Origin of the sequence: Cupriavidus sp. BIC8F (assembly GCF_032465815.1) — a bacterium.
Lineage (GTDB): Bacteria > Pseudomonadota > Gammaproteobacteria > Burkholderiales > Burkholderiaceae > Cupriavidus > Cupriavidus necator.
In genome coordinates, this window is sequence record NZ_CP136095.1 from 893,920 (window position 1) to 916,620 (window position 22,701).

General features: G+C 64.9%; 19 protein-coding genes and 2 pseudogenes. 12 read left to right on the top strand and 9 right to left on the bottom strand.

All coding sequences use genetic code 11. The annotated features are described in order from the left end of the window. The first annotated feature begins 35 nt into the window (after positions 1-35). From RS901_RS24230 to RS901_RS24245, 4 genes and pseudogenes are all read left to right on the top strand, one after another. Positions 36-2,021 carry a sigma-54-dependent Fis family transcriptional regulator gene (locus tag RS901_RS24230; RefSeq protein WP_316156692.1) on the top strand — a complete coding sequence of 662 codons (1,986 nt, stop codon included), beginning with the start codon at positions 36-38 and terminating at the stop codon, positions 2,019-2,021. A gap of 247 nt (positions 2,022-2,268) precedes the next feature. Further along, complete coding sequence (locus tag RS901_RS24235; protein WP_316156693.1) at positions 2,269-3,687, top strand: aldehyde dehydrogenase family protein; 1,419 nt, start codon at positions 2,269-2,271, stop codon at positions 3,685-3,687. 57 nt (positions 3,688-3,744) lie between these two features. After that, positions 3,745-4,662 (top strand): transporter, encoded by a 918-nt coding sequence (locus tag RS901_RS24240; RefSeq protein ID WP_316156694.1) that lies wholly within the window; start codon positions 3,745-3,747, stop codon positions 4,660-4,662. 105 nt (positions 4,663-4,767) lie between these two features. Continuing rightward, positions 4,768-6,126 (top strand): annotated as a pseudogene (locus RS901_RS24245) (PQQ-dependent dehydrogenase, methanol/ethanol family); the annotation flags it as partial. Between the two features lie 177 nt (positions 6,127-6,303). On the opposite strand, the gene RS901_RS24250 reads toward RS901_RS24245, so the two are convergent. After that, positions 6,304-7,662, bottom strand: a complete 1,359-nt coding sequence (locus RS901_RS24250; RefSeq protein ID WP_316153348.1) for an IS1182 family transposase — start codon at positions 7,660-7,662, stop codon at positions 6,304-6,306. A gap of 86 nt (positions 7,663-7,748) precedes the next feature. On the opposite strand from RS901_RS24250, the pseudogene RS901_RS24255 reads away from it, so the two are divergent. Then, a pseudogene (locus RS901_RS24255) lies at positions 7,749-8,483 on the top strand (c-type cytochrome); the annotation flags it as partial. Positions 8,484-8,625: 142 nt separating this feature from the next. Here the strand turns inward: RS901_RS24255 and RS901_RS24260 are convergent. Further along, positions 8,626-9,393 carry a ParA family protein gene (locus RS901_RS24260; protein WP_010812729.1) on the bottom strand — a complete coding sequence of 256 codons (768 nt, stop codon included), beginning with the start codon at positions 9,391-9,393 and terminating at the stop codon, positions 8,626-8,628. Positions 9,394-9,645: 252 nt separating this feature from the next. Between RS901_RS24260 and RS901_RS24265 the strand changes: the two genes are divergently transcribed. The 3 genes from RS901_RS24265 (at position 9,646) to RS901_RS24275 (ending at position 13,574) form a co-directional block, all read left to right on the top strand. Next, the gene (locus tag RS901_RS24265) at positions 9,646-10,587 is read left to right on the top strand and encodes a pseudouridine-5'-phosphate glycosidase (RefSeq protein WP_316156695.1); all 942 of its coding nucleotides are present in this window, start codon (positions 9,646-9,648) and stop codon (positions 10,585-10,587) included. A gap of 159 nt (positions 10,588-10,746) precedes the next feature. Beyond that, positions 10,747-11,085, top strand: a complete 339-nt coding sequence (locus RS901_RS24270) for a penicillin-binding protein (RefSeq protein ID WP_316156696.1) — start codon at positions 10,747-10,749, stop codon at positions 11,083-11,085. Positions 11,086-11,513: 428 nt separating this feature from the next. Next, complete coding sequence (locus RS901_RS24275) at positions 11,514-13,574, top strand: penicillin-binding protein 1A (RefSeq protein ID WP_316156697.1); 2,061 nt, start codon at positions 11,514-11,516, stop codon at positions 13,572-13,574. Positions 13,575-13,740: 166 nt separating this feature from the next. Here RS901_RS24275 and RS901_RS24280 read toward each other — a convergent pair whose 3' ends face one another. From RS901_RS24280 to RS901_RS24290, 3 genes are all read right to left on the bottom strand, one after another. Next, on the bottom strand, positions 13,741-14,220 hold the full coding sequence (locus RS901_RS24280; protein ID WP_316156698.1) for a hypothetical protein: 480 nt from the start codon (positions 14,218-14,220) through the stop codon (positions 13,741-13,743). Positions 14,221-14,497: 277 nt separating this feature from the next. Then, a complete protein-coding gene (locus RS901_RS24285; protein ID WP_013953610.1) occupies positions 14,498-14,701 on the bottom strand; it encodes a cold-shock protein in 204 nt (67 codons plus the stop codon). 249 nt (positions 14,702-14,950) lie between these two features. Then, positions 14,951-15,325, bottom strand: a complete 375-nt coding sequence (locus tag RS901_RS24290; protein ID WP_316156699.1) for a PHA-granule associated protein 4 — start codon at positions 15,323-15,325, stop codon at positions 14,951-14,953. 963 nt (positions 15,326-16,288) lie between these two features. Between RS901_RS24290 and RS901_RS24295 the strand changes: the two genes are divergently transcribed. Beyond that, positions 16,289-16,858 carry a phasin family protein gene (locus RS901_RS24295; protein ID WP_316156700.1) on the top strand — a complete coding sequence of 190 codons (570 nt, stop codon included), beginning with the start codon at positions 16,289-16,291 and terminating at the stop codon, positions 16,856-16,858. A gap of 169 nt (positions 16,859-17,027) precedes the next feature. Here RS901_RS24295 and RS901_RS24300 read toward each other — a convergent pair whose 3' ends face one another. Next, positions 17,028-17,336 carry an EthD family reductase gene (locus RS901_RS24300; RefSeq protein WP_316157283.1) on the bottom strand — a complete coding sequence of 103 codons (309 nt, stop codon included), beginning with the start codon at positions 17,334-17,336 and terminating at the stop codon, positions 17,028-17,030. Between the two features lie 156 nt (positions 17,337-17,492). On the opposite strand from RS901_RS24300, the gene RS901_RS24305 reads away from it, so the two are divergent. From RS901_RS24305 to RS901_RS24315, 3 genes are all read left to right on the top strand, one after another. Next, complete coding sequence (locus RS901_RS24305; RefSeq protein WP_010812739.1) at positions 17,493-17,696, top strand: hypothetical protein; 204 nt, start codon at positions 17,493-17,495, stop codon at positions 17,694-17,696. A 555-nt stretch (positions 17,697-18,251) separates the two neighbouring features. Beyond that, on the top strand, positions 18,252-18,713 hold the full coding sequence (locus RS901_RS24310; protein ID WP_316156701.1) for a hypothetical protein: 462 nt from the start codon (positions 18,252-18,254) through the stop codon (positions 18,711-18,713). Between the two features lie 281 nt (positions 18,714-18,994). Continuing rightward, complete coding sequence (locus tag RS901_RS24315; RefSeq protein ID WP_316156702.1) at positions 18,995-19,306, top strand: hypothetical protein; 312 nt, start codon at positions 18,995-18,997, stop codon at positions 19,304-19,306. 96 nt (positions 19,307-19,402) lie between these two features. Here the strand turns inward: RS901_RS24315 and RS901_RS24320 are convergent, their stop codons facing one another. The 3 genes from RS901_RS24320 to RS901_RS24330 are packed head-to-tail and all read right to left on the bottom strand — an operon-like array spanning position 19,403 to position 22,687. Next, complete coding sequence (locus RS901_RS24320; protein ID WP_316156703.1) at positions 19,403-19,993, bottom strand: XRE family transcriptional regulator; 591 nt, start codon at positions 19,991-19,993, stop codon at positions 19,403-19,405. Positions 19,994-20,050: 57 nt separating this feature from the next. Then, positions 20,051-21,367: a M20 family metallo-hydrolase gene (locus RS901_RS24325; RefSeq protein ID WP_316156704.1), complete on the bottom strand. Its 1,317-nt coding sequence runs from the start codon at positions 21,365-21,367 to the stop codon at positions 20,051-20,053. Positions 21,368-21,382: 15 nt separating this feature from the next. Continuing rightward, a complete protein-coding gene (locus tag RS901_RS24330) occupies positions 21,383-22,687 on the bottom strand; it encodes an amidase (RefSeq protein ID WP_316156705.1) in 1,305 nt (434 codons plus the stop codon). Positions 22,688-22,701: the final 14 nt, after the last annotated feature.

Sequence of the window (22,701 nt, forward strand, 5' to 3'; positions counted from 1 at the left end):
GTCAAACAGGGGCGCGTCAAGATGACCTGGCTGCAATGACAGCCAGGCGTGCCAACGGCACCGACGGCTCCGCGGCGCAGCGGATCCCGGTGATGCCGACCACCGGAGACAAGGCAATGCACTTCCCACCGACAGGCCTGCCGGGCGATGCGAAGGTCGCACGGCGCGAATTCCTCGATGGCAAGGAGGTTCCCGCCGGCGTCGTACCCGACCTGATCGTGCGTTCCTGGCAGCGTGCCGTCAGCGCCGGCGTGCGCCCCGACCAACGCGTGCTGTTCGAGGACGTGATCACGCAAAGCGACGTGCGCCGCAGCGCGGAAGAGAGCCGCACGCTGATCGAGCTGGCCGGCACCGACATGGAAGTACTGGCCGGCGCCTTTCCGGCTCAGCAGTGGATCGTGCTGTGCACAAATGCCGAAGGCGTGATTGTGTCTTCGCTTGGCCGCCCGGGCGCGGTGGCCGGTGGATCGTCGCCATTGCAGCATGGCCGGCGCCTTAGCGAGGAGGGGATCGGCACCAATGCACCCGGTTGCTTGCTGGCAGAAGGCGGCAAGGCCGTCGCGGTCCGGCGCGGCGAGCATTTCCTGCATGAGCTCGTCGACGTAGTCTGTGCCGCCGCGCCGATCTACGACTGCCATGACCGGCTGATCGGGGTGCTCGATATCACGGGCTTTGGCGTCGACCTGCCCCCCTATGCGTTGAGCCATGTGCGCGCCGCCGCCGTCTCGATCGGCAATCGCACCTTCGAGGGGTTGCCGGGCTGCTGCATCGTGCGGCTGCACCATGACCGCCGCATGCTCCATACGCCGGCGGAAGGCATCGTGGCAGTTTCCGCCGATGGCGTGATCGTGGCAGCCAACCGCATCGGATGCCAGATGCTGCAGCTGTCCAGCGCGTCATTGGGCACCACCGATATCGGCAGCGTTTTCGCCGAAGGCAGCATATACGGTCCCGCGGGCGCGATGCAGGCGGTCGTACGCACGGCCGCCGGCGCGCGCCTGCATATCTCGACAAGCGAAACATCGCGGCCACGATCCGCGGCGCGCGCCCGCGTCGCGCCGCAAGAGGGCGACGCCATGGGACAGCTCGGGGGACATGTCATTGCCGATGCCACGCTGGCGCGCGTCTTCGAAAAGGCTAGCATGGCGGTCTGCGAGCAAGTGCCAGTGATCCTGCTGGGCGAAACCGGCACCGGCAAGAGCATGCTGGCGCGCGCGCTGCATGAGTCCAGCCGCCCGGACTGCGACTTTGTCTCGATCAACTGCTCGGCTATCCCCGAGGGCCTGGCGGAAGCCGAGTTGTTCGGCTATGCCGACGGCGCCTTTACCGGCGGCCGCAAGGGCGGCAGCGCGGGCAAGATCGAGCAGGCCAACGGTGGCACGCTGTTTCTTGACGAGATCGGCGACATGCCGCTGGCACTGCAGACGCGGCTGCTCAGCGTGCTGCAGGAGCGTTGCGTCACACGGGTCGGTGCCAGCAAGCCGGTTCCCGTCGATATCTCGGTCATCTGCGCCACCCACCGCAGCCTGCCGGAACTGGTCAGGCAGGGCGCGTTCCGCGAAGACCTGTTTTTCCGCGTGAACGGCATGTCGGTGCGCATCCCGGCGCTGCGCGAGCGCACCGACCTGCCCGAATTGATCGCGTCGATGCTGCAGTCGCTGGCCCGCGGCCGGCGCAAATCGCTGGATCCCGACGTGATGGCCCTGCTGATGTCACACCCGTGGCCAGGCAATGTGCGCGAGCTGCACCAGGTACTGCGTACCGCGGTGGCACTGTCCGGGCACAGCGACGAAGTTCAGCGCCAGCACTTTGACGAGACCTGGCTGGAGGCGGCGACCAGCGTTGCCGCGACGCAGTCTCTGCCTGCTGGCGGTCAGCCGATGCTCTTGGCGGAGGTGCAGAACCACGTGATCCAGCGCACGCTGGACGAGCTCAGTGGCAATCGCTCCGAGGCCGCGCGGGCGCTGGGCATTTCGCGCGCGACCTTGTACCGCAAGATGGCGCGCGCCAAGATCCGCTAGCGTTCGCGCGAGCGATCGCCCAAGACCCCCGCTCACCGCGGCAGCGGTGAGCGGGGGTCTTTCATTGCGCTGTCTCACCCGTATCGAGACAGCGCCTCACATTGCGACAGGCACCGCCTTGCCGGACCCGCGAGCGGCCAGCCTTTCGCCTGGCGCGGCGCACAGTGGCGCGCCTTTGCGCTGACCTGGGCAGCCGGGCATGGCCCTTGCGTTGCAGGCATCGCATACCAACCAGAGGAGACAAGCGATGCACGGTAATGCAGGACTGCTGATCAATGGAAAGCTGGTGCCGGGCGGTGCCACGCTCGACGTCATCAACCCGGCCACGGGCAAGGTGTTCACGACCGTTCCGCGCGCCACCGAGCGCGAGGCCGCTGCCGCGGTGGCTGCCGCCAAAGCGGCGCAGCGCGCCTGGGCGGCGCTGGAGCTGTCGCAGCGGCGCGCGCTGCTGCTGCGCTTTGCCGACGAGCTGCATCACAACGCCGAGGACCTGGCCGCCACGCTGGTGCTGGAACAGGGCAAGCCGCTCGCCGAAGCACGACAGGAACTGCAGTTCGCCGAGGTCTTCGTGCGCCATATCGCCGGGCTGGAACTGCCGGTGTCGCTGGTGCAGGACGATGCCACGCACCGCATCGAACTGCACCACAAGCCGCTGGGCGTGGTGGCCGCCATCGCGGCCTGGAACTTCCCGGTGCTGATCGCCGCGTACAAGCTCGCCCCGGCGCTGCTGATGGGCAACACCGTGGTGCTCAAGCCCGCGCCGACCACGCCGGTGGCGACGCTGCAACTGGGCGCGATGGTGGCCGAGCTGTTTCCGCCGGGCGTGGTCAATGTCATTACCGATGCCAACGATCTCGGCGGTTTCCTGACCTCCCACCCCGACGTAGCCAAGGTCTCGTTCACCGGCTCGACCGCCACTGGCAAGAAGGTGATGGCGAGCGCCGGGCCGGGGCTGAAGCGCATCACGCTGGAACTCGGCGGCAATGACGCGGCCATCGTGCTCGGCGATGTCGACGTGGCGGAGGTGGCGCCCAGGATCTTCGGCAGCGCCTTCTACAACTGCGGTCAGGTATGCCTGGCGCTGAAGCGGCTGTACGTGCATGCCTCGGTCCATGACGCGCTGTGCGATGCGCTGGCCGACCTGGCCCGGCGCGCGGTGGTGGGCAACGGCGCGGAAGCCGGCGTGACCATGGGTCCGCTGCAGAACGCCATGCAGTACGACAAGGCCGGCCGCTTCCTGGCCAGCGCGCGGCGCGACGGCAAGGTCCTGGCAGGCGGCGCCCTGCTCAAGGGTGAGGGCTACTTCGTTGCGCCCACCATCGTGCGCGACCTGACCGACCAGAACGAACTGGTGGCCGAAGAGCAGTTCGCCCCGATCCTGCCCGTGCTCAGGTTCGACCACATCGACGAAGCCATGGCGCGCGCCAACGCCTCGCCCTACGGCCTGGGCGGCTCGGTGTGGTCGGGCGACCAGGAGCTTGCCTACGCCGTGGCGCGCCGTCTCGACGTGGGCACCGCGTGGGTCAACCATCACCTGCATTTCGGCCCGCATATCCCGCTGGTTGGCGCCAAGGAATCGGGCGTCGGGGTCGAGTTCGGCGCCGAAGGGCTGGCCGAATATGCGCAGCTGAGCGTGGTCAATATCGCGCGCGCACAGGCCAACTGAAGCCGCACGCCCGCCGCACGGCGGGCCATCGATCAAAAGAAAAAAACCGGAGGAGACATGGATTTCATCAACACGGCTGGCGGCCGGGGACGGCGCTCGCCCGTGCGCAGGGTATCGGTGCTGGCGGGGGTCGCGGTGGCCCTGCAGCTCGGGACGGCGCCGGCCAGCGCCATCGATGTGGATGCGGGCGACTACACGGCGCTGCCGGCGGGCACCAATCTCGGCCTGCTTTACTACCAGCATGCGCAGCGCGACCGCGTCTACGCCGGCGGCAACAAGGTCGCCGGCGGCAACCTGGATTCGGACGTGGGCATCCTGCGCTACGTGCGCTTCATGGAGGTGGGCGGCTTCACCATCGACCCACAGTTCGTGCTGCCATTCGGCAAGCTGCGCGCCACCGATATCCTCAGCGCGCTGGGTAGCGCCAGCGGCGTGGGCGACCTGATCCTGGCCTCCACGGTGTGGCTGGTGAACCAGCCGGAGAAAAAGCGCTACTTCGGCATCACGCCGTTCCTGTTCGTGCCCACCGGCAGTTATGACCAGAACCGGCCGCTGAACCTGGGCGAGCACCGCTGGAAGTTCACCTTGCAGGCCGGCTACATCACGCCGCTTGCCGACAAGGTGACGCTCGACCTGGCGGCCGACTTCACCGTGTTCGGCAACAACAGCAAGTACGGCCCGAGCGCGGCAACGCTGAGGCAGGACGCCCTGGTGCAAGGGCAGGGCTGGTTGCGCTACCACTTCACCGAGCGCTTCGACGTGCGCGGCGGGCTGTCCTATGCCTTCGGGGGCGAGACCTCGGTCAACGGCGTATCGCGCGACGACCGCACCAATACGTCCAAGTTCTTACTGGGCTTTGCGTGGTTCCCCGCGCCTACGTTCCAGGTGCTCGGCACCTATGGCCGGGACATCTCGGTGCGCAACGGGCCGATGGAGAACCTGCGCTTCAACCTGCGCTTGCTCAAAGTGTTCTGACCACAGACCCAAGAAACAGAGGAGACCAAGATGAATGCTACGCCACGCGTATCGGGCAGCAAGGCCCGGACGTTCGTCAGGCGGCGGTACCTGTGCCTGAGCGCCATGGCTATTGCCAGCCTGTCGCTGCCCGCGCTCCCTGCGGACCGCCCGGCCGGTGCCACGGGCGCGTCCAACCGGCCGGCGATCCTGCACAAGGCACCCAATGCCGTCGCGCGCCTGGACGGCGCCGCGATCCGTGCCAACGAGACCCGCACGCCGGAGTGGCCCAGCTACGGGCTGGACTACGCCGAGACCCGTTTCAGCAAGCTCGACCAGGTCAACGCCGGCAACGTCAGGGACCTGGGGCTGGCCTGGTCCTATGACCTCGAATCCACGCGCGGCGTGGAAGCGACGCCGCTGGTGGTGGATGGCGTGATGTATGTCTCCGCTCCCTGGAGCGTCGTGCATGCGATCGACGCGCGCACCGGCAAGCGGCTCTGGACCTACGACCCGCAGGTGCCGCGCGATCAGGCCTACAAGGGTTGTTGCGACGTGGTCAACCGCGGCGTCGCGCTGTACAAGGGCAAGGTCTTCGTCGGCGCGTTCGACGGCCGGCTGGTGGCGATCGACGCCGCCACCGGCAAGAAGGTATGGGAGCAAGACACCATCGTCGACCGCAGCCGCTCATACACCATTACCGGCGCGCCGCGCGTCTACAACGGCACGGTGATCATCGGCAACGGCGGCGCCGAATACGGCGTGCGCGGCTATATCACCGCCTACGATGCCGAGACCGGCTCGCAGAAATGGCGCTGGTACACGGTGCCCGGCGACCCGTCGAAGCCCTTCGAGAACGAAGCCATGGCAAAGGCCGCGGCCACCTGGGACCCCAGCGGCAAGTACTGGGTCAACGGCGGGGGCGGCACGGTGTGGAACACCATGGCCTTCGACCCGGAGCTGAACCTGATGTACATCGGCACCGGCAATGCCGGCCCGTGGAGCCGCAAGCTGCGCAGCCCGAAGGGCGGCGACAACCTCTATGCCGCATCGGTGGTCGCGCTCAATCCCGACACCGGCGAGTACGCCTGGCACTACCAGGAAACGCCGGGCGACAACTGGGATTACACGTCGACCCAGGACATCATCCTGACCGACCTGAAGATCCAGGGGCAGGTGCGCAAGGTGCTGCTGCACGCGCCCAAGAACGGCTTCTTCTTCGTCATCGACCGCACCAACGGCAAGTTCATCTCGGCGAAGAACTTTGTCGACGTCAACTGGGCCTCGGGCTACGACAAGGATGGGCGGCCGGTCGAGACGCCGCAGTCGGACACCTCGGGCAAACCGGTGGATATCGTGCCGGGGCCGTTCGGCGGGCACAACTGGCATTCGATGTCGTTCCACCCGAAGCTCGGGCTGGCCTACATCCCGGCGCAGCATGTGCCGCTGACGCTGGCCGACAACAAGGAGTGGGTGCACAACCAGAAGGACTCGCCCTAGGAGTCCGTCGGACTTGAGCCCGGGCGAATCCGAATGATCGGTGCGACGAGATTTTTGGACGGCAATCGCGCTGATCGAACGCTCTTGATGGTTGACGAGGCACTGTGATGGCACATTGGAGCGCCTTAGGGGCTCGGCTTTGGGTAGTCGAGGCGCACTTTGCTATCCAACCGCTCGCAGAACGTGCATGCGCTTGATGTTCCAGGCCATGGTCACAAGACTCCATTCGCCTTGCGCCTTGTCCAGCCCGCGCATGCTCATCTGGCGCCAACCCATTACCCGTTTGATGATGCCGAACACCGGCTCCACCGTCTGCTTGCGCAAGCTGTAGAGGGCGCGCCCGGCTTGTGTGCCCAGTCGGTGCGCCATCTGCACAACCGGGTCCGTGGTCTGGGGCTGCGGCACATCGGGGGCAAAGCGCTCCAGCACAGGGGCATGATGCGGCTCCCGCCTTAGCGCCAGCAGCGGCTCGATCCCTGCATCGTGGCACGCGATCACGTTGGCCTGACTGAAGAAGCCGTTGTCCGTGATCAGCGTGCGCACCTCGCCCAGCACCGCAGGCAACGCCGCGATCTGCTCCAGCGTGGGCACGACTTCGCGCTTGTCGTTGCACGCCTGGCTCACGTGCTGGGTGACCACCATCATCGTCTCTGTGTCTACCCCGGCTTGCGCGTTGTAGCTTTGTTCGAAGCCACCCCCCGAGACGGGCATGATGCGTGACTCTTCATCCGTGAGGTTCACCTGATCGCCATCCTTGGGCCCCGCCTCTGGTGGCTCGGGATCCTTGCCGCGCGGCTTCTTGCCAGCGTCCCGCTGAGACTTGCGCTTAGCCGTCTTGGCCTCGTACTCCTGCTGTTCGAGTTGATGACGCTCGGCGGCGCGCTGCTCGATCTTTGCCTTGGCCAGCGCCATCGCGCTCAAGCGGTCTTCGCGTCGAGCGATCTCCGCCGGCACGTCCATGCCATCCGGGATGGCTGCGCGGTCGCTGTTCTCGGCCAGCGCAAGCAGGGCCTGCACTTCCTGTCGTAACTGCGCCTCGATCTTTTGGGCATGACCCCACGACAGGGCGCGGTGCTTGCTCGCGTTCGCGTCGATCTTGGTGCCGTCCAGCGCAATGTGCCCGAGCTTGAGCAGTTTCATCTCGCGCGCCAGCACCAGCACCTGCACAAACAGCGCCTCCACCTCCTTCAGGAATCGACGCCGGAACGTCGCCAGCGTGTCGTGATCCGGGTGGGTGTTGGCTGCCACATAGCGGAAGGCCACCGAGTCGTAGGTCGCGCGTTCGAGCTTGCGGCTCGAGTGCACGCCATTGGCATAGCCGTAGATCAGCAAGCCCAGCAACACGGCGGGATGGTGCGCCGCCGAACCCCGGCCCGCGTATTGGCGTGTCAGTTCGCTCAGATCGAGCTGCTCGATGACTTCGACTACGAAGCGCGCCAAGTGATCATCGGGCAGCCATTCGTCCACTGAGGGCGGCAACAGGTACGCGGTATCTCGGTCTACGGGAACGAAGCGGCTCATCGGGTAGGTCTTTGGTTGTGCGCCAGCGATTATCTCGGACAACGTCATCTTGCGGAAGACTGCAAAGCCCGACAAACTCCTAGGCACATCGCGGTGTCGGCTGGAACCTGGGCATGCTGGTCAATGCCGAGGCGCCCAAGAGCAAGCCCATGGGCCGGCTGATCGCGTGGGATCCGCTGAAGCAGAAGGCCGTGTGGCACCAGGACCATGCCGGACCGTGGAACGGCGGCACGCTGGCGACCGCGGGCAACCTGGTGTTCCAGGGTACCGCGGACGGGCGCCTGGTGGCTTATCACGCCGGCACCGGAGACAAGCTGTGGCAGGTGCCGACCGGCTCCGGCGTGGTGGCCGCGCCGGTGACCTACATGCTCGACGGCAAGCAGTACGTTTCGATCGCAGTGGGCTGGGGCGGCGTGTATGGCTTGAGCCAGCGCGGCAGCGACAGGCAGGCGCCGGGCCGGGTCTACACCTTCGTCCTTGGCGGCAAGAAAACGATGCCGGAGTCGGGGCCGTATCCGATGGCGGAACTGCTGAGCGGCGTGAAGTACGACCCGGCCAAGGTGGCCGACGGCCAGAAGCTCTACGTCAACAACTGTGTCTTCTGCCATGGCGTGCCGGGCGTCGACAAGGGTGGCAATGTTCCTAACCTTGCCTATGTCGGGGCACCGATGATCGAGCACCTCGACAAGATCCTGTTCAACGGCCCGTTCGTGCAGAAGGGTATGCCGGACTTCACCGGCAAGCTGACGGCGGAGGATGTGGTCAAGATCCAGGCCTTTATCCAGGGCACCGCTGACGCCGTGCGGCCACAGAAGCCCTGACAGCCTTTGCCGTGCAATGGCGGCGCCGGCGTGGCCGGCGCCGCTTGGCTATGCGTCGGCCAGGCGGCGCGAATTGGCATCCGGCTCACGCAGGCAGTGTCATTGCGTGGGGAAATCGATCTCAGCGCGCCTTGGCGATTCTTCAGCCAGCCAGCTCGCGGTGCAACGCCACGTATTCCTGCGCAAGCTTGTGGCGTGGATCCAGATGGATCATGGGGGTGGCATGCTGATGCGATTCGCGGATCTTTACCGATGCAGATAGCCGCGATTCAAGTACCGGCAGGCCCTCGCTTACCAGTTCGTCGACCAGTTTCTGCGGCAAGCTGGCTCGCGGCTGGAACTGGTTGATCACGATCCCCTCGACCTGCAGCCCGTCGTTGTGGTCCTGTTGGATTTCCTTCACGTTATCGAGCAGCGTGTAGAGGGCACGGCGCGAGAAGTCATCGCAATCGAACGGGATCAGGCAGCGTTCCACGGCGATCAGTGCGGAGCGGGTATAGAAATTCAGGGCCGGTGGCGTGTCGATGTAAATGGCGTCATAGACTGCCTCCAGTTCGAGCAAGGCGTCGCGTAGCTTGTAGATCTTGTAGCGGGATTCGAGCTTGCCGTGGAGGGAATCCAGGTCAGGATGCGCCGGCATCACATCGAGGTTCTCGAACGGCGTCGGGTGGACAAAGGACGTAAATTCCACCGGCCTGAAGTTGTAGGTCAGGGAGGTCTCGAAAAAGTTCGCCGCGGTCGGACTTGCCTCTGCGGCCCGCGCACCAAGCAGGTACTGGGTGGAGTTACCTTGCGCATCCAGGTCTATGACCAGGGTGCGCAAGCCCTCGCTGGCGCTGATCGCCGCAAGATTGCATACAATAGTCGATTTTCCGACCCCACCCTTCTGATTGAATACGACGCGCCGCATTTGCCCCTCTGGAGAGAATCGATCCGAAGGCGGCAGCATACCTTAGCGTGAGGTTCCCGGCAGCCCCCGCCCGGCTATGACAACGATATTCCTGGCCGTGATGCGGTGGCAGCCGAATTCAGTGGGTGCCAGAGTCAGCCGTCCGATTCCTGCGCGCTGTACCATTGGCGCCTTGAGGTGGTCCCGCGCTTGCACCTCATGGACCAGCCTTGTGCTGCACACTATGCGGCTCACGCCACCGAAAGCATCGACATGGTTGCCGACCTTGCCCGCTCCTGGTTGACCTTCAGTGCGCCTGTGGCTGCTGCACAGGCTGCCGGCCGCCCGCTCGTGGCGCTGGAATCGACCATCATCGCCCACGGCATGCCTTACCCGGAGAACGTTCGCACGGCGCGCGAAGTGGAGGCCCTGATCCGCGACCTGGGCGCCGAGCCTGCGACGATCGCGCTGATTGGCGGGCGAATCCGCATCGGGCTTTCGGACGACGAGCTGGAACTGCTCGGGCGCTCGGACCGGGCGCACAAGGTGAGCCGCCGCGACCTGCCGGCCGTTCTGGCCGGCGGCGGGCTCGGCGCCACGACAGTGGCTGGCACGATGATATGTGCCGCGCTGGCGGGCATTGAGGTCTTCGTCACCGGCGGGATTGGCGGCGTGCACCGCGGTGCGCAGGAAACCTTCGACATCTCGGCCGACCTGCAGGAGCTGTCCAGGACCTCGGTGGTGGTGGTCTGTGCCGGGGCGAAGTCCATCCTGGACATCGGACTCACGCTGGAATACCTGGAAACACATGGCGTGCCGGTGCTCAGTTGTGAGCAAGACAATGTTGCTGCGTTCTACACGCGCGACAGCGGCTTTCGTGCTGACTACAGGCTGGACGACGCGGCGGAGCAGGCACGCTTCATCCGCACCAAGTGGGACTTGGGCCTGGCGGGCGGCGTGGTGTTGAGCACACCGGTGCCGCAAGCGGCAGCGATGACGTCCGGGGAGATCGACGCGCTAACTCAGCAGGCGCTCGCCGAGGCCACGGCGCAGGGAATCACCGGCAAGGCCGTGACGCCTTTCCTGCTGGCTCGCATCAAGGCGCTGACGAGCGGACGCAGCCTGGCGACAAACATCGCGCTCGTAAAACACAACGCCGAGGTGGGGGCAAGGCTGGCGCTGGCATTGGCGGCCATCGGGCAGCCGATCAGGTGAGCAGGTCGGCGTCCGCAGGGTGCGGGCGCGCACCTGGCAAGCTGTGTCTGTTCGCCGACGTCGCCTAACCTTGTAATTTAGCGACCGGGAAGTGGAAAACTCGCCTGAAGTCGCAACGCGTACATTTTCGATCCGGGGCTGGCGCAAGGAGTCATCATCATGCGACTCTCACTAATAGTCAGCGGCGCCTTGCTGGCGCTTTCGGCATGTACATTGGAACCGGCCGGAACAGGCGCCTTTACCGTCATGGGGCCGGCCAGCTTCGATCGCACCTTCACCGCCGCAGCCGGGGCAATGCGCGACCAGGGCCTGGCGATCAGCGTCGAGGACCCGGTCAATGGCGTGGTCGTCGGCAGTCTGGATACCAGCACGGTGATGGCCGGAGTTCACCAGCAGGCAGACGGCTACGTGCGGGTGGAATTCGACGGCATGGCTGCACACGATCCAGCGTTGATGGCGCGCATTTCGCGCAGCTACAACCGCCGCATGGGCCGCTGAAGCGCGTCAGAGGTCAGGCGATTGCTTCACTACCTCAGTTCGCTATGCGATCGAGCGCAGGAGTTCGGATCGCCGACGCGCGCTCGCATGCCATACGCCGCCGGCCGGCATTGATCGCAAAATGACCGCCGCAAAGCCAGGGGCACAGGTAGCGCACGTTGGCCGTGCGAAACAAATGTAATCGTTTGTTAATGCCGCCCCCGCAGCCCCGTATTGACAACAGATGCTTCCTTCCGCTTTGGTACGATCCCGCTCTTTCCGCAAAGCGTTCCGCCACCGTGAATCGCCGCTGTCTATTGTTTTGTCGTGAGTACTGCGCACGGTGGCACATCCGCATCCAATCGCTGGCCGCTGCCAGCATCACGATAGCCAGGCGCGTCTTTCCCGGCGCGCTGCGCCGCCTTGGCCACCCGACACGACGCGGCATCATGCTGACGCTCGCCGCAGTGCCGGCGCTATTCCTGCTGTACGTGCTGGCGCTAGTGCCGTTTACGCCGGGCATCGGCGACATCCGCAAAGCCCGCATCGACCGCCCGGCGCTGATCGTATCGGCCGACGGCAGAGTGATCGACGAATTCAAGCCGGTCAATCGCGAGTGGGTATCGCTCGGGCAGATCTCGCCGTACATGGTGGCTGCATTGGTCGCCACCGAAGATCGCCGCTTTTATGAGCATTACGGGATCGACTGGCTGCGTACCGCGTCGGCCGCGCTGCATACGTTTTCTGGCGACCGGCAGGGAGGCTCGACGATCACGCAGCAGCTCGCGCGCAACCTGTATCCCGACGAAGTCGGCCGCGCGCCGACCCTCGCGCGCAAGATGAGGGAAGCGATCACGGCGCTCAAGATCGAAGCCGTGTACAGCAAGGATCAGATCCTTGAGACATACCTGAACAATGTGCCGTTCCTGTACAACGCTTATGGCGTGGAAATGGCCGCACGCACCTACTTCGGCAAATCGGCGCATCAGCTCGACATCCTCGAAAGCGCGACACTCGTCGGCATGCTGAAGGCCAACAGCACCTACAACCCTGTCCTGAATCCCGAGCGCGCATTGGAGCGGCGAAACACCGTGCTCGGGCAGATGAACAAGTACGGGAAGCTCAAGCCCGACGCTTACACCTGGTTGAGGCGGCAACCGCTCAATGTCAATTTCGGGTTGCAGACCGCGCCACGAGGCGCGGCGCCGCATTTTTCCGCGCAGCTGCGCAAGTGGCTGATCGCATGGGCCGAGCGCAACGGCTACAACATCTACGCTGACGGGCTGGTCGTGCGTACGACCATGGATTCCCGTCTGCAGGCGATGGCGGTGCAGGCGATGGACTGGCAGGCGAGCCAGCTGCAATGGATCGCGAACGGGGCGTGGAACGAACGCACGGGCTGTTCGCCTGGCAACGACCTGTTCCGGACGTTCATCCGGCAAACGCCCGACTATCGCTCCGCACGCGATGCTGGTCAATCGGATCAGGCGGCGCTCAGGAAACTCGGCACCAACCCGACGTTCATCCGCGTACTCTGCCGGAGCAAGACTCAGGTCCAGGCGGGTTTTGTCGCGATCGATCCGCGCAACGGCGATATCAAGGCATGGGTCGGTAGTCGCGACTTCAGTGACGCACCGTTCGATCACGTGCAGCAGGCCCGGCGCCAGCCGGGTTCGACCTTCAAGCCGTTCGTCTACGGGGCGGCGTTCGCGGATGGCGCGCGGCCAAGCGATACGATCGTAGACCGGAACGTCGCCATTCCACTGGCCGGCCAGGCGACCTGGCGGCCTACCGACGCGGCGCCGCCCACCGACCGGCCGATGACGCTGCGCGACGCGCTAGTGTATTCGCGCAACCGCGTCACCGCTCAGCTCATGCAAAAGGAACGCCCCGAGAAGGTCGCACGGCTTGCGCGCGCGATGGGCGTGCGCGACAGTCCGCTCGAAGCGGTGCCGTCGCTCGCGCTCGGCACGAGCCCGGTCACGCTCAAGGAAATGGTATCGGCGTACAGCACGATCGCGAACCGTGGCGCCTATGTCGAACCGCGCATGGTTACCCGCATCGAGGATCACGACGGCAAGGTGCTCGCCGAATTTGCGAGCGCAGCGCCGGAACAGGCACTGCCCGCCGCCGCCGCGCAAACGCTCGTCGATGTGATGCGCGACGTCGTTATCCGGGGCACCGGCGCAGGTATCCGGACGCGCTTCGGGATTCGCGCCGACGTGGCCGGCAAGACGGGCACCACGCAGGACAACACGGATGGCTGGTTCATCCTGATGCATCCGCAACTGGTCGCGGGCGCGTGGGTGGGTTTTGACGATGGACGTGTGACGCTCGGCAACGACTGGGGCCAGGGCGCGCATAGCGCCCTGCCGATGGTGGGCGCGTTCTACGATATGGCGCTGCGTGCGCGAGTGATCGATCCGGACGCGCGGCTCAGCCCTGAGACCAGGGCTCCTCGCAAGGTCCAGGCGCAACAGCATCGGCACTTCCTGTTCTGGAGGTTTTGACGCCGACGCTGGCGGACGCGAAGTTCGCCTTCACAGCTTCCGCCGACGCAGCGCGATCCGAGCCGGTCGACCGCAGCGGCGGCCGACCGGAACCCGGCGCGCGACGTGGTCAAGCGCGCGATGGGACAGATGCCCCAATGACGGGCGCCATCGCGCGTCGCCTCGCTCAGTCGTCGTGACGATGCTTGATTTGGCCCTTGTGCTTGCCGCGATTGCCGTTCTTGTCTTCGCCATAGCTGTTGCGCGACACATTGCCGTTCCTGTGGTCATCGGCATAGTTGTTGCGCGACACATTGCCGCCCAGCGCCGAACCCGCTGCACCACCGGCAGCGGCACCTACGATGCCGCCGGTTCGGCCGCCCAGGGCATTGCCGGCCGCCGCACCGGCGCCACCGCCCAGCGCGCCACCCACGACGGCGCCAGTTCGTTCCTTCTTGTTGGCCGTCACCGCGCCGCCCGCACCGCCGCCCACCGCGCCGCCGATCACGGCACCCGTGCTGCCGCCCAGTGCGCCACCGACGGCCGCGCCCGCGGCACCGCCCAGACCGCCTCCCACGGCGTTCTTCAGGTCATCGGCCAATGCCGGTGTGGTGGCAGCGGCTAGCAGCAGGGTCAGGCACAGCGTACGAAGTGATTGTCGAGTCATGTTCTTCCTCAATAGGGGGATGGTTGGCGATCCGCCGATGCAGGAGTTTACACGGGGCGGCAAGCGGCTCCGTTTGAAACTCGCAACGGTGGTCGACTACCTCCGTCGCCATGAGCCCGAGGTCTGTCGCACTGAGCCCGAAATGCTGTAGTCAGTCGATATTGGCGCAGGAAATAGAGACCCCCAGGATGGGGCCGCCACGGGCCGGAAAGCAGAAAAGCCCTTCGCAATTCGTGGAGGGCTTTGTCAATTCAGGCCGTCAGGCGGCGCAGGGCGACTATAGCGGGCGGATCTGTGACGCTTGTGGGCCTTTCTGACCTTGCGTGACTTCAAATTCCACTCTCGCGCCTTCCTCCAGCGATTTGAACCCGGTGCCTTGGATTTCGCTGTGATGAGCAAACAAGTCCTTGCCGCCATCATCCGGCGTGATGAACCCATAGCCCTTTTCACTGTTAAACCACTTCACGATGCCAGTCGCCATTTCGTCCTCGACATTTGGTGCACACAGGTCGCGTGCTGGGAAGCCCCGCCCCGGAATTGCCGCGTCGCCAGAATATGCTTGAACGCGGTACGGCGCGCCGAACCACTAGCATACCGAAGAGGAGGGCGGGCAGCATCTGCGGGTTAACCTCTGGGTTAGAGCACTGATGATGAGGCGGGCGAGTTGCGATACGGGTTGTGTGCGCAAATTTCCGACCGCCGAATCCGAGGAAATCCCCTCGATCCAGGCTTACTCAGTCCAGACCGCATCGACGTCCCGCAGCAGGTGCCCGGCCAGGATGTAGTCGCCAGCCTTCATGGCCTTTGTCTCCAAGGCAACCAACTCGTCGGCTGCCAGCTGGTCCAATGCAAACTGGCAGTAAAGGTTCCGTTGCCGGAAGGACACCTTCGGCCGGCTGAGGCCAGCAATGAGCGCCGCGAGGGACTTCACGGCAATGCTTTCGTGTCCGCGATACTCCACCCGTATCCCTACCTTATTACCAAGGCGCCCGAGCTCAATGGCATCTTGCCAACCTGACTCATAGTCGAGCTCGACCAGCGCGACCCCCTCTGCCTCCAGGAGCCTGATAGCTTCCCCTTTGGTTCCAGCCCGAGCCGTTGTCATTTTCTGCCTCCACTCACACCTTCCCGCGCGCGGGACTCTTGGCTTCAGATCTGGAGTCAAGATCCTGCTTAATTCTGACGTAAGAAAAATCTAAGTCAATATAGAATCGCCCTGAAGTCCTGCTACTACCACCCGCGTCACCACTCCGGCGACGCGGTTTTTTTTACACAGAGCGGTCCGCATTCGGCCTGAAGCTCCATGCCTTTGCCCAGCAACCACATATCAGTAGCGGACCCCGGCGAGTGGCGCTAATGCAAGCCGTCCGGCCGGTCGGCGAATGGATGCTCCCGAACCTGGATGCATAGCATGTTGCGATATTCGTTGAGCCGCCCCGGCGCACTTTTTGGCAAAGGAGAAAATACCGGGGATTACGGCAGACATGCTTCCAATCACATTGAACACAAGGTGGCGAGCAACTAAGATGGACGTTCCGGGTGCGAGAACAAGCACCCGCCAGCCAGAACCTCGCGTCCGAGACGAAACAAGCGGTCTGTGCAAACCAGGCCGGCTGTCACGGACGGTAGTGAAGTCCCGTAGCAAAAGTAAACCTACAGCTTGGGAGACGACTGTGCTGAGTCATCATGAATTCGCCACGCTTGTGCTGGTAAGCGGCAGCTCCGACCCAACGGAGCTCGACCGCGCGGATATGGACACGCTGCTCGCGTATCAACTGGTCACGCTTGAGCGCCTTGGGCCAAATCACAGCCGCCCTCAGGTGACAATCCAGGGCTACGCCTTTCTGAAAGCCTTCGGGCGAGTTCGCGCAAGGGAATGTCAGGCTCGCCAGGCCTCCTTATGAGCGTACTGCTCTAGCTGGCAGCGACTGCCGGCGTCGGCGCGCTTTGGTCAGATCGGCGTGGCCTGCCGGGGTCACATCGCAGCAATCGTTATTCAATCGATTCCCGTCCCGTTGGAGCCCTCATTCGATGGCTCAGGTGGCGGGTCGCACTTAGGAGACGCAAGATGAATCAGTGGTCCCCCGAGCAATTCATTAAGGTCCAGCTGGCAGGCATTGAAGCCTTGACCGGGCTGACCGGCAAGGCTTTTGAGGGCTTTGAAAAACTGCTGGAGTTGAATCTGCAAACGATGAAGACGGCGCTGGCTGATTCACGAGAAGGCGTAACGAAAGCGCTCTCAGTCAAGGAGCCGCAAGAATTGGTCGAGCTGCAAATCGAATTATTTCAACCCGCAGCCGACAATATCTTGGCGTATCGCCGTCAACTGTACGACATCCTCGCTGCCACCCGGGCGGAGTTCGAGAAGGTCGCCGAGGTCCAATACACCGCAGGCAAGCAGGGTCTGAACGACTTCCTTGGAAGCGTGGTCAACCAAACGCCTGCCGGCGCGGCGGCGGCGCCATTGGCTGCCTGGCAGGAGGCAGTCAACGCGACCACTACGCTCTATGAGTCGATGCAAACGACGGCAAAACAGGCCGTGCAAGTGGCCGAAAGCAGCTTCAATACTGCTGCGCAGGTGGCCTCGAAAGGCATGCAGCGTCGTGCAGCACAGGCCTCAAAGGCGGCTGCAAGTTAGGTCGGCTTTGGCTCTTGGTCATGCGCCATCACGGTGCCGAGGGCCAACCGAATTCCTGGTCGGCCGTCGGGCTGACGATGGAAGCGTTGGAGGCGGCCGGGTGCTTTGCGCCGCCGCCGATCCCTCGCCTGCCCTGTGCCGCAATGCCGAGGGGCCGTGAACCGCCGGCCTAAACTTCCTTCGTGTCGAATATCAGCATGTCAACGCCGGCCTGGGCAAAATTGGCCACGTCAGCTGCTGCTGCGGCGCCCTCAGGCGAAGCTATTGCCTGCTGGAGCGCTGGCAGCGAATCGAAGCTGAGCACCGCAACCAGGTGAAACGGCGAATCGCCGGCCGGGCTTGCAACCGGGCCGCTGCTGACCTCGTAGCGGCGCAGGCCGGCGATCTTCTTGGCGATCGGAACATGGGTCGAGAAGTAATATGAATCAAACGCCGCCGTGTCCGCAGGCTTCTTGTATAGCACCACTAGCTTTGCCATCGGTTTCTCCAAACGTGAGTTAGTTTGACCCGAACTTGCTAGTGTATCTTCCCTATAGCGTGTTGCCGTCGGAGAGATGCACCCGGACTCGCCGTCGAGGGTCGGGTTGACCAGCTTCTTCATGCTACGATTTTCCTATCCAAATCGGAGGTCGTCATGACAATCGAAAGCTACCAGGGCTACATCGTCCGCGGCTTTGCCAAGCAGCTTGGCGACGGATCCTTCGAGGCATCCGGTGCAGTTGAGAAGGACGGCCGCATCGAGGAAGGATCGGATCCCTTGGGGTACTACCCCTCGTTTGAGCGGGCTGCGGCAGCCGGCATTGCCTGGGCGAAAGCGTGGGTAGATGATCACGGCTGAACCCCTCTGAAATCGACCACCCGGCAGCCCATGCGCCGCCGCAGTTGATGCCGGATGGGGCGTTCTTTCGTCATGCTAGGATTCCTCGAAACGTTGGGAGGTCGCCATGTCGAGCCATGTCTGGGTCGAAGAAGGGGAGTACTACTGCCACTGCACGGTCTGGAAGACTAAATCCGGGACCTGGGAGGCATCGGTATTGTTCGAGCGAAGAATCGATCACGCAAACGAGTTTGTCCCAGGCTTGCGACACAAGATCAAAGCCTCATTCAGTAGCGAGGACGAGGCAATGACCGAAGCAATCGCTTACGCAAAGGCTTGCGTCGAGAACACCAAGACCGGCTTGTAGCCTCATGCGGCTACGCCGAATCGTTTCGATTCCTTCACCGACTAGCTCGCCATCTCAGGCACGTTGACGACCGGTGCTGCCGTCATCGGCGCGGGTTGACGGCTACAGCTAGCTCCGCCCCCGCGCTGTGGGACACGATTTCTTACAACCGGGGGAGGTGCCCGTCTGTATCCTTGCGGCAAATTCGCCAACTGCAAGCGCAGGTCACCATGAAATCCCTATTTGTGCTCACCGTAGCCACGGCAGCACTTCTCACCGGCTGCGCCATCGCTCCCTATGATGACGGCTACTACCACGGCGGTTACTCGCGTCCGATTTACGGCGGCGGTTACTCCGATTGGGACGGTGCGAGGTACTACGGCGGCAACCGAAAGTGGGGCGGTGACTGGGATCGAGGCTGGGACCGGGACGAGAAGCGAAACAGGGGCCGTGATTGGAGCGACCGTGATAACCGCGGCTGGACCCGTGGTGGAGATCAAGGCGAAAACCGCGGCGAGAAGCGTGGATGGAATCGCGGCGATGAGCGAGCGGAGAATCGCGGCCGGGACCGGCGAGGCGAGCGTGGCGAGGACCGGGGCAATGACCGTGGCGGTAACCGCGGTGATGACCGTGGGCGGAATCGTGATGCCGACGGTGGCAACGGTCGCGGCAGAGACCGTAACAAGGATTGATGCGCCAGCCCCTGACTTCTGCCCGCATCGCAGGGCAGGCCTGCGAGCGCAGCTGCGACGCGCTGACCGATAGCACTACCCGTTGACGGAAGGATCTCCACCGCTTGACTGAAGCGTCAGCCTACGAAGGAGTGGATACAAAACCTTACAAGACGCACAAGCGCCGTGGTCAACCGTCACAACCTGCCGCCGTTACACGAGGTAACCAGCTTTAGGTTCTGCTCATACCAAACAGGGCGAGAACGCCCTAAGGTATTGGCAACATTCGACGGAACAGCATCATGCAGAAGATCTTGGCAGTTTGTGCAATCGCAGCCGCATCCATGCTTGCGTCAGGCGCCGCCCAGGCAAGGGTAGACGTCGGAATTGGCATCGGTATTCCAGGTGTCGTAGTTGCGGCGCCTCCACCCCCGGTGTACTACGAGCCGGCCCCTGTCTACGTTGCTCCGCGCCCGGTGGTAGTGGCGCCAGGTTACTACGACGATTGGCAGGCACGCGAATGGCGTGAACAACAGTGGCGTGAGCGGCGGTGGAGGGAACGCGAGTGGAGAGAGCGCCATCGCGAGTGGCACCGTTGGCACGATGACGACTAGGACCAAAGCCATCGGTTCTACGCCAAGTCTGCCTTCCTGCGGGCCTGACCCGCGGCGCGGGCTTCCCTGCGTAAGCCCGCTTTTCGTCCATCCGTCTCAGAAGGTGGCCGGCGAATTCACCCACAGCACCCTGGCCACCACGTCGCCCACATTGCGGTAGCCATGCGGCACCTGGCTGGAGAACGTGAAGGCATCGCCCGGGCCGATCAGGTAGACGTCGTCGCCGAGCATCAGTTCGAGCTGTCCTTCGAGCACGTAGCCTACTTCCTCGCCCTGGTGCTCGATCTGCCCGTCGCTGGCCTCGCCGGGCCAGACGATGTGGATGTTGGCCTGCAGCAGGCCGCCACGCTTGGGCAGCACCACGCGTTCAAGCGCCACGCCGCCGGCCCGGATCACCGGGCGTTCACCATGCCGCAGGATCGGCGACTGGTTTGGCTCCTCGTCGCTGGTCAGCGCGCCGATATTGGTGTCCAGCGCTACGGCCAGCCGGTGCAGCGTGGTAAACGACGGGGTGGCCAGCCCGCGCTCAATCTTTGAAATCAGGCTTTCCGAGCAGCCCGCCTTCCCGGCGAGCTGTAGCAGCGTGTAGCCGGCCACCAGCCGGGCGTGGCGCAGCTTGACGCCAAGCGTCAGGGTGGCCGACTTGCTGTCAGCCGTTTCAGGTGTGGGGCGCTCGGTCTTTGCCATGCAGGCTCGGAATGGGTTGGACTTGGATCGGCCGCCAGGCGCCGTACGTCAATGTGTTCAGCGGCTGGCCAGTTCGGCGACAGTGTAAGCCAGTGCCTGGGCTCCAAGGAACAGATCGGCGCCTTCCGTATCTTCCGCGGCATTGTGGCTGATGCCCCCTTTGCTTGGCACGAAGATCATCGCCGTGGGGCAATGGTCGGCCAGGTACATGGCGTCGTGGAACGCGCCGGAGGTCAGCCGCATCGGCAGCGCGCGGCCGGCGTTGCCGCTGGCACGCGAGCAGGCGCGCTCGATGGTGCCCAGCATGGCCTCGGGGAAATGCGTCGGCTCGCGATGGAAGAAGCGCGTGACCGTGACCGCTTCGGGCGCATGTGCGTGCCTGACACACGCCGCGCGCAGTGCCGCTTCGGCGCGATCAAGCGCGGCGTCGTCCAGGCAGCGCATATCGACCGTGAACGTGACGTGGCCGGGAATGGTGTTGACCGAGTTCGGCGCCACGCTCCAGCGGCCCAGCGTCAGGCGCAGTTCGGGAGTGCCGGGGGCGGCCGCATGGCGCGGCGCCAGCGCGTACAGGTCTTGCGCAATGGCCACGGCCGCGGCCATCGCATCGCATCGTACCGCCATCGGCGTGGTGCCGGCATGGGCCATCGTACCGGTGCATTCCACGCGGAACCAGCGCACCGCCTGGATGCCGGTGACCACGCCCAGCGGCACATCTGAGCCTTCCAGCACCGGCCCCTGTTCGATGTGCAGTTCGACGCATGCCGCCATGGGCCGCGCCATCGGCACCCTGGTCACGTCGAGGCTTTCCGCCAGCGCGGCATCGAGCGCCTCGCCGAAGCGAATGCCGGCCGCGTCAGCCACGTCGCGATAGCCTGCCAGCCGGGCGGGTTCGACGAAGGCGCTCGACCCCATCGCGCCGGGACCGAAGCGGCTGCCTTCCTCGTTGGTCCAGGACACGACCTCGATGGGGCGCAATGTCTGAATGCCGGCCGCGTTGAGCGCGGCAATCACTTCCAGGCCGGCCAGCACGCCGTACGCGCCGTCGTACTTGCCGCCCACCGGCTGCGTATCGGCGTGGCTGCCGGTCAGCACCGGCGGCAGGTCTTCGCGGCCGGGGCGGCGGAAAAACAGGTTGCCGCAATCGTCGATGCCGACTGTGCAGCCCAGCGCGCGTGCCTGGTCGATCAGGTGGCGCCGGGCGGCCAGGTCGATCGCGGTCAGCGTTTCGCGGGAAACGCCGCCGTCGTGGCGCAGGCCAAAGCGGGCCAGGGCTGCCAGCGATGCGGCCAGGCGCTCGGCGCCCACATGATCCTGCGCGCGTTCGGCAATGGCTTGTGCGTTGGCGAGGAGGGGCTGGTTCGATACGGTCAATTTGGTCTCCAGAAATCAGGCAAGGCTGGCGCCAAGTGCCTGCTCAAGGCGATGAGCCATGCCGAGCACGCGGGCATCGGCATGGCGCGGCCCCGTCACGGTCACGCCAACCGGCATGCCGGTGGCGCCGGTGCCCGTCGGCATATGGACGCATGGGGTGCCCAGCAGCGACCACATGCGGCAGAAAATCGGATCGCCGGTGGCGCCAAGGCCGGCAGGCGCTTCGCCTTCGGCGCTAGGGGCCAGTACGACGTCGAATCCTGCCATCGCTGTGTTGAACGCCGTGCGTGCCGCTTCCGCGTGGGCCAGCGCGACATGGAAGCGCTGGCCGGTGACGGCGCGGCCCGCTTCGAGTTGGCGCGCGAATGCCGCGCTGAAGCCTTCTGCGTGCTCGCGTGCTTCCGGCGCGAATGCGGCGAGTGCCTCGAATGCCATGATGTCCAGCTGGGCTTCAGTCAGCCCGTGGCAAGCCTGCGGCAGGTTGAAGTCGCGCACCGTGCCATCGATGTGTTCGAGCGCACGGATCGCGGTGTCCAGCGCGGCTTGGGTATCGGCACTGGCGCGTTCCCAATGCGGCGTGCGGCAAATGCCGATGCGCAGCGGCGCGTGGCGTACCGTCGACGCGTCCGCTACCGCTGCATCGCGCGCCAGGGCGCCGATGAAGAAGGCCGCGTCGTCCACGCGGCGAGCCAGCACGCCCACCGTATCCAGGCTCGGTGCCAGCGGCTTGATGCCGGCCAGAGGCAGCGTGCCATGCGTGGGCTTGTACCCCACCACGCCGCAATAGGCGGCCGGCCGGACAATCGATCCCGCAGTCTGTGTGCCGAAGGCCAGCGGCACCATACCTGCGGCGACGGCGGCCGCCGATCCGCTCGACGAGCCGCCGGGGGTGCGGGGCCTGTCCGCCGGCGCGCGCGGGTTACGGGTCGGCCCCGGCTGAAACGTGGCGAATTCGGTGGTGACGGTCTTGCCGACCACGACCGCGCCCGCCGACCGGGCCAGTGCCACCGCCGCCGCATCCACGCCCGGCCGATGCCCGGCGTATATCGGCGAACCATAAGTGGTCGGCATGTCTGCCGTATCCATCAGGTCCTTGACGCCAAGCGGGACGCCCGGCAACGCGCCTGACGCGCCGCCGGCATCCAGCCGCCGCGCCTGCGCCACGGCGGTGTCGCCACCCACGTGCTGCCAGGCCAGAATGCCTGCGTCTTGCGCCGCAATGCGGGCCAGCGCCGCACGGACCACCGCTTCGGCGCTCAGTTCGCGGCGGGACACCATCTTCGCCAGGGTGCGGACAGGAAGATCGAGGAAGTCGTCCATCGCATGTCCTCCGG

Bases quoted from the DNA above. Each gene is read 5' to 3' on its own strand.
- RS901_RS24265 (WP_316156695.1), top strand. From the start codon at position 9,646: ATGGTTGCCGACCTTGCCCGCTCCTGGTTGACCTTCAGTGCGCCTGTG.
- RS901_RS24290 (WP_316156699.1), bottom strand. From the start codon at position 15,325: ATGACAACGGCTCGGGCTGGAACCAAAGGGGAAGCTATCAGGCTCCTG.
- RS901_RS24285 (WP_013953610.1), bottom strand. From the start codon at position 14,701: ATGGCGACTGGCATCGTGAAGTGGTTTAACAGTGAAAAGGGCTATGGG.
- RS901_RS24240 (WP_316156694.1), top strand. From the start codon at position 3,745: ATGGATTTCATCAACACGGCTGGCGGCCGGGGACGGCGCTCGCCCGTG.
- RS901_RS24300 (WP_316157283.1), bottom strand. From the start codon at position 17,336: ATGGCAAAGCTAGTGGTGCTATACAAGAAGCCTGCGGACACGGCGGCG.
- RS901_RS24330 (WP_316156705.1), bottom strand. From the start codon at position 22,687: ATGGACGACTTCCTCGATCTTCCTGTCCGCACCCTGGCGAAGATGGTG.
- RS901_RS24310 (WP_316156701.1), top strand. From the start codon at position 18,252: ATGAAATCCCTATTTGTGCTCACCGTAGCCACGGCAGCACTTCTCACC.
- RS901_RS24315 (WP_316156702.1), top strand. From the start codon at position 18,995: ATGCAGAAGATCTTGGCAGTTTGTGCAATCGCAGCCGCATCCATGCTT.
- RS901_RS24320 (WP_316156703.1), bottom strand. From the start codon at position 19,993: ATGGCAAAGACCGAGCGCCCCACACCTGAAACGGCTGACAGCAAGTCG.
- RS901_RS24275 (WP_316156697.1), top strand. From the start codon at position 11,514: ATGCTGACGCTCGCCGCAGTGCCGGCGCTATTCCTGCTGTACGTGCTG.
- RS901_RS24280 (WP_316156698.1), bottom strand. From the start codon at position 14,220: ATGACTCGACAATCACTTCGTACGCTGTGCCTGACCCTGCTGCTAGCC.
- RS901_RS24260 (WP_010812729.1), bottom strand. From the start codon at position 9,393: ATGCGGCGCGTCGTATTCAATCAGAAGGGTGGGGTCGGAAAATCGACT.
- RS901_RS24270 (WP_316156696.1), top strand. From the start codon at position 10,747: ATGCGACTCTCACTAATAGTCAGCGGCGCCTTGCTGGCGCTTTCGGCA.
- RS901_RS24230 (WP_316156692.1), top strand. From the start codon at position 36: ATGACAGCCAGGCGTGCCAACGGCACCGACGGCTCCGCGGCGCAGCGG.
- RS901_RS24250 (WP_316153348.1), bottom strand. From the start codon at position 7,662: ATGAGCCGCTTCGTTCCCGTAGACCGAGATACCGCGTACCTGTTGCCG.
- RS901_RS24305 (WP_010812739.1), top strand. From the start codon at position 17,493: ATGACAATCGAAAGCTACCAGGGCTACATCGTCCGCGGCTTTGCCAAG.
- RS901_RS24295 (WP_316156700.1), top strand. From the start codon at position 16,289: ATGAATCAGTGGTCCCCCGAGCAATTCATTAAGGTCCAGCTGGCAGGC.
- RS901_RS24235 (WP_316156693.1), top strand. From the start codon at position 2,269: ATGCACGGTAATGCAGGACTGCTGATCAATGGAAAGCTGGTGCCGGGC.